This window comes from Streptomyces sp. MnatMP-M17, assembly GCF_900091995.1.
GTDB lineage: Bacteria > Actinomycetota > Actinomycetes > Streptomycetales > Streptomycetaceae > Streptomyces.
The window spans coordinates 1-5,618 of sequence record NZ_FMDK01000422.1 but is presented as its reverse complement, the minus strand read 5'-3'; the positions used below and the strand labels follow the sequence as shown (position 1 = coordinate 5,618).

5 protein-coding genes are annotated in these 5,618 nt (G+C 71.5%); 4 read left to right on the top strand and 1 reads right to left on the bottom strand.

All coding sequences use genetic code 11. The features are described from left to right. The 3 genes from GA0115259_RS19345 to GA0115259_RS19335 form a co-directional block, all read left to right on the top strand. The coding region (locus GA0115259_RS19345; RefSeq protein WP_093598591.1) for a ParB/Srx family N-terminal domain-containing protein at positions 1–1,304 on the top strand (1,304 nt) is incomplete at its 5' end. 215 nt (positions 1,305–1,519) lie between these two features. Then, on the top strand, positions 1,520–3,217 hold the full coding sequence (abc-f, locus tag GA0115259_RS19340) for a ribosomal protection-like ABC-F family protein (protein ID WP_093598588.1): 1,698 nt from the start codon (positions 1,520–1,522) through the stop codon (positions 3,215–3,217). A 125-nt stretch (positions 3,218–3,342) separates the two neighbouring features. Continuing rightward, positions 3,343–4,047 carry a universal stress protein gene (locus GA0115259_RS19335; protein ID WP_093598585.1) on the top strand — a complete coding sequence of 235 codons (705 nt, stop codon included), beginning with the start codon at positions 3,343–3,345 and terminating at the stop codon, positions 4,045–4,047. Between the two features lie 98 nt (positions 4,048–4,145). Here the strand turns inward: GA0115259_RS19335 and GA0115259_RS19330 are convergent, their stop codons facing one another. Next, complete coding sequence (locus tag GA0115259_RS19330; protein WP_093598582.1) at positions 4,146–4,769, bottom strand: DoxX family membrane protein; 624 nt, start codon at positions 4,767–4,769, stop codon at positions 4,146–4,148. Between the two features lie 337 nt (positions 4,770–5,106). On the opposite strand from GA0115259_RS19330, the gene GA0115259_RS19325 reads away from it, so the two are divergent. Further along, on the top strand, positions 5,107–5,618 hold a 512-nt coding region (locus GA0115259_RS19325), incomplete at its 3' end, for a response regulator (protein WP_107469220.1).

The window sequence follows — 5,618 nt, the reverse complement described above, 5'->3', positions numbered from 1 at the left end:
TGGGCGCCGTCGTCGCGGGCGGTGCTCCGGCCGGCGCGGCGGCGCAGCCGAACTGCGCCCTCCCGAAGAACGCGGCGCTCTGCGCCCAGCCCGGCGACCTGCTCGATGTGACGCTGGACCAGCTCCGTCCCACGCAGCCCTCCGTGGGCTTCGACCAGATCTACTACAAGCTCGGCCGCTACAGCAGCCCCAAGGACGAGCAGAACGGCGACTTCAACAAGCGCTTCGACGACTGGTGCGAGACCAACGGCCAGGAGGAGGCGGCCACCGTCGAGCCCGGCGCCCGGCTCTCCGACCCGTCGAGCTTCACCTGCACCGTCCCGCTCGGCGAGGAGACCGACGAGACGCGCGCCGCGATGAAGACGGTCGTCATCGGTCCCGGCGGTCAGCTCTATCTCACCGACGGACACCACACGCTGACGTCCTTCCTGGAGACGCCCGACGGCGGCCCCAGGACGCCTATCAGGCTGCTGGTCACCGGAAATCTGAGCAAGCTCTCCACGGCCGACTTCTGGCGCACCATGCAGGAGAAGAAGTGGGTCTGGCTGCGCGACGAGAACAACCGGCCCATCACCACGGACCAGCTCCCGCGCCGCCTCGGTCTGGCCGGCTTCCACGACGACCGCTACCGCGGCCTCGTCTACTTCACACGTGACATCGGCTACCGGGCTCCGGACGGCGCGGCCGAGTATCTGGAGTTCCTCTGGGGCACCTGGCTGCGTGACCGCGTCGACCTCGGCACGTACGACCTCGGCAGCTCCGCCTCGTATCTGGCGGCCGTCCGCAGCGCCTCCGAGACCATGTCGAAGACGCCCGGTGACACCGTCATCGCCGACGGCCGCACGGCCGACGAGCTCGGGCGGATGGCCGAGTGGAACGACGGCAAGAAGCCGACCGGCGGTGAGTTCGGAAAGCTCAGCGCGCCGATCTCGGACGCGAAGCCCGGCAAGCTGGCGTACGCGCTCGACTTCCGGAGCCGGATCCCGGCCGCGCCCGTCTGTACGAACACACTGACCGGCGTCCATACCGGGCCGCTGGTCATCTCCTCCGGTGTCACCTGCCTCGACGGCGCCCGGCTCACCGGGCCGGTCGTGGTCCGCGCGGGCGCCGGTCTGGTGGCGAAGGGCGCGGACATCACCGGGCCGGTGCAGGCGGCCGGCGCGCGTGTCGTCGAGCTGTGCGGTATATCGCTGACCGGTCCGCTCTCCGTGGTGAACACGAAGGAGCGGCTGACGCTCACGGGCCCGGGCTGCACGCCGAACACACTGAACGGCCCGGTACAGCTCGTCGGCAACCCGTCGTAGAGCACACCGCGCACACCGCGCCGTCGTAACGCACGGTATTGGCCGGGCCGCCTCCGCGCGGCCCGGCTACACTCGACGCCATGTTCGCGCACTACTACTTCCTGTGATTCCGGACCTGCTCCTCCAGGTCCCCCGGAATCCAGCCCTGTCCCCGCCACCGGATCCACCGGACACCAGGTGCGCGGGCGTCAGGGCGTGTCCTCACAGGAAGAAGCATGCGCGAGCGCGCCCAATTGGCGATGAAAGACGTTTCCAAGGCGTACGGCGACCGGTCGGTTCTCGATCAGGTGTCGCTGACCGTACGTCCCGGCGAGAAGGCCGGTGTCATCGGGGAGAACGGCTCCGGCAAGTCGACACTGCTACGGCTGCTGGCAGGGACCGAGCGTCCCGACGGCGGTGAGATCACCGTCGGCTTCCCGGGCGGTGTCGGCCATCTCGCCCAGACTCCCGAACTCGATCCGCGGTGCACCGTCCAGGACGCCGTCGACTCCGCCCTCGCCGAACTGCGGGCGCTGGAGCGCCGGTTGCGCGAGGCCGAGGAGGCGCTCGGCGAGAGCGGTGAGAACGGACTGGCCGCGTACGGCGAGCTGCTGACGGCGTACGAGGAGCGCGGCGGCTATCAGGCCGACGCCCGGGTCGATGCCGCGCTGCACGGTCTCGGGCTCGCCCGGGTGACACGCGGGCGCCGGCTCGGCTCGCTCTCCGGCGGCGAGCAGTCCCGGCTGGCGCTGGCGTGCGTGCTGGCGTCGGCACCCGAACTGCTGCTGCTCGACGAGCCCACCAACCATCTCGATCTCCAGGCCACCGGCTGGCTGGAGGAGCAGCTCAGGGCGCACCGAGGAACGGTGGTCGCCGTCACCCACGACCGGGCGTTCCTGGATCGGATCGCGACGACGATCCTGGAGGTCGACCGGGACACACGGTCGGTGACGCGGTACGGGAACGGCTGGCAGGGCTACCGGACGGCGAAGGCGGCGGCCCGGCAACGGTGGCGTCAGGAGCATCTGGAGTGGCTGGCCGAGGTGGCCCGTACGGAGGAGCTGGTGACTGCGGCCGGGCAGCGGCTCGCCGCCACCGGGAAGGATCCGCGCCAGGGATTCGGCAAGCACCGCCGCTCCCATGAGGCGAAGCTGTCCGGGCAGGTCAGGGCGGCGCGGCAGCGGCTGTGGCGGCTGCGCCAGAAGCCGGTGCCCGCTCCTCCGGAACCGCTCGGATTCACGGCCACGCTGAACTCCGGCGCGGCTCCGGGACCGACGGCAGTCGCGGAGAGCCCGGCGGGCACGGAGAGCCCGGCGGACGTGCGCAACGTCGTGGCCGAGCTGGCCGACATCGTCGTCGGCGACCGGCTCCAGGTGGCCGGTCTGTGCGTGCGGGCGGGCGAACGGCTGCTGGTGACGGGCCCCAACGGCGCGGGCAAGAGCACTCTGCTCCGGGTGCTGGCCGGTGAACTGCGCCCGGACAGCGGCTCGGTGAGCCGTACCGCCCGGACCGGCTATCTGGCACAGGAGCTGCCCGCCGTACCGTCCCGGCTCCCGCTCCTGCGCGCCTTCGCGGCGGGCCGGCCAGGGCTACCGGAGGAGTACGAGGCCGAGCTGCTGGGCCTCGGGCTGTTCCGGGCGGAGGATCTCGCCGTACCCGTCGCCGCGCTCTCGGTCGGTCAGCGGCGCAGGCTGGAGCTGGCCCGGCTGGTGAGCCGTCCCACGGAGCTGCTGATCCTCGACGAGCCGACGAACCATCTCGCGCTCGCCCTGGTCGAGGAGCTGGAGGAGGCGCTGCGGAGCTACGCGGGCGCGGTGGTGGTGGTCTCGCACGACCGCCGCTTCCGGGCCGGTTTCACGGGCACACGGCTGGAGTTGCGGTCGGGTCGTGTCGTACGCGCCGTACGTGCCGAACAGGAGGCCACGCCTCTTTAAGGGCCAAGTCGCTCTCCGCCGGGCCCGATTGGCCCCTGCCTCGCGCCGGGCCGGAGAACGGACGCTGATGCGTGTGACCGTCCGCGGACAGGCCGGCCGGGCAACAGCGGAGGAAGGAAAAGCACATGTCCGAACGCCATGTGGTCGTGGGCATCGACGGGTCGATCATCTCGACCCGCGCACAGGACGCGGCCGTCGAGGAGGCCGTACGCAGGTCGGTGCCGCTGGAGATCGTCTACGCGGTGCCGGACCTGGACGTGGCCGGCCCGCTGCTCGCCACGTCCGCCGCCCGTGTCCGTAAGAGCCACCCGGAGCTGAAGGTCCGTCTCAGCGCCGTCGCCGCCGATCCGGCGGAGGCGCTGGCGCGGAAGGGCGAGCGCGCGGCGCTCACCGTCGTCGGCACCCGCGCCCTGGGCGGGCTCGCCTCGCTGGCCTCGCGGTCGGTGGCGCGCCGGGTGGTGGAGCGTACGCGCTGCCCGCTGCTGGTCGTCGGCGCGGGCCATCTCCCGTACCACGCCCGGACGGGCGACGTACTGCTCGCTGTCGAGACGGACGCGGACATCGAATCGGCGGTCTTCGCCCATGAGGAGGCCGCGCGCCGTGGCGTACGGCTGCGGCTCGTCCACACACCGCTCTACGGTCCGCCCGTACGGTCGGTGGACAGCCTGATCGCCGCCACCGCCGACGCGTGCGTGGTCGTCATCGCGCACCACCCGCACGGAAACGGCCACGGGAACGGCGGCTCACACCACGGGCAGACGGCACACGCCCTGATGTACCGCTCCCGCTGCCCGGTGTTCGTCGTTCCCGCAGGCCTCGGTGCTCTCTGAACGGTACGACGACGGTACGACAACGCAGATCGGCCGGGGTGCGGTGAGGCACCCCGGCCGTGTGCTGCGCTGTGTGCGCCGCTGTGCGCGGCGGCGGCTCAGAAGAGCCAGCGGTTGCTTCGCACGAAAGGCAGTTCCTGCCATATCCTGCCGAGCCCCCAGGTGCGGCCCGCGGCGGCGAGAGCGAGAACGATCATGACGACCGCGTACAGCACGTGGTAGTCCACGACCGGATTCGAGGACATGCTCGGCGATCCGTCGGCGAGATGCGTGGCCCACGGCCACTCCGCGGCCCACATCAGAGCCATCATCACGGTGCCCGCGGTGGCCGCGAGCCGCAGTGCGATGCCCGCGGTGAGCGCGAGACCGATACCGAGCAGACCGAGCATGAACAGCCAGTCGGCCCAGGCGTCCCCGGTCCAGGAGCGGAAGGTCGACTGGAACGGCCCGACGGCGACGTTCCCGAGGAAGCCCTTGGTGGGCGATCCGCCGTCGATCCAGGCGCCGGTGGACTGTGTCGCGTAGCCCCAGCCGAAGGCCTTGTCGAAGAACGCCCAGAGGAACACGAACCCGAGCAGGATCCGCGCGGTGGCGGCGCCCCGGGCGAGCCATCCGGTGACAACGGCCGCGGACCGGACACCGTCGGCCGACAGCGCCGTCGTGGGCCCGTGCGCCGTGAGGAAGCGGAACCTGGTGTGACGAGGAGTCTGGTGAACTGCCATGTCGGTCATCCCTTTCGGAGGGCTGGGCGGGGGCGTGAGCGGAAGCGGTGTCCTGAAGGTCGGTCCTGTGTGCGGCTCCAATCTCCCGCCGCCGCAACCAACACCGCTGCGGCCCGACGGCCCTCTCCGCAGGGCCGAACGGCACCGCTCCGAGGGCCAGTTGGGGCCGGTGACATCCCGGAGACACCCCGGCCACACCGGTGCCGGGGAAAGAGGCCGTTCGGCCCTCGGGCGGGAGCGGCTTGAGACCCTACGGCCCTGGTGCCGACAGGGCCGTCACGCGACGATCGCGGGATCGCGGGACGATTCGTCTGCCGGGAACCACCGAGGAATCCTTATGAGCACAGCCCGTACGTTCTCGTCGCGGCATCCGATCCGGGTGTTCCTCGTCGACGGCCATGAGACGGTCAGGCATGCGCTCCGCGACATACTCGACGCCGAGCCCGGCATCAGCGTCGTCGCCGATGCCGGCTCGGTGGGCGAGGCGCTGGCCAGGCCTCCGTCACCGGCTCCGGATGTCGCAGTGCTGGATGTCCGGTCGCCGGACGCCGACGACATCACGGCCTGCCGGGAGCTGCGGTCGAGGATGCCCGGTCTGGCCTGGCTGACGCTCACCTCGTTCGACGACGACACGGCGCTGCTGAACGCCGTTCTGGCCGGTGCGTCCGGTTATGTGCTCAAGCAGATCAAGGACTCCGCCCTCGTCTTCGCCATCCGGGCCGTCGCCTCGGGCCGGTCCCTGCTCGATCCGGCGGCCACCGCACGGCTGTTGGGCGATCCGCCCGCGCGGACGGCCGGCGCCGGGACCGGCTCGACCGGGCCCGGTGCTCCGGCTCCCGCCGTGCTCTC

Coding starts and splice junctions, on each gene's coding strand:
- abc-f (WP_093598588.1), top strand. CDS start 1,520: ATGCGCGAGCGCGCCCAATTGGCGATGAAAGACGTTTCCAAGGCGTAC.
- GA0115259_RS19335 (WP_093598585.1), top strand. CDS start 3,343: ATGTCCGAACGCCATGTGGTCGTGGGCATCGACGGGTCGATCATCTCG.
- GA0115259_RS19330 (WP_093598582.1), bottom strand. CDS start 4,769: ATGGCAGTTCACCAGACTCCTCGTCACACCAGGTTCCGCTTCCTCACG.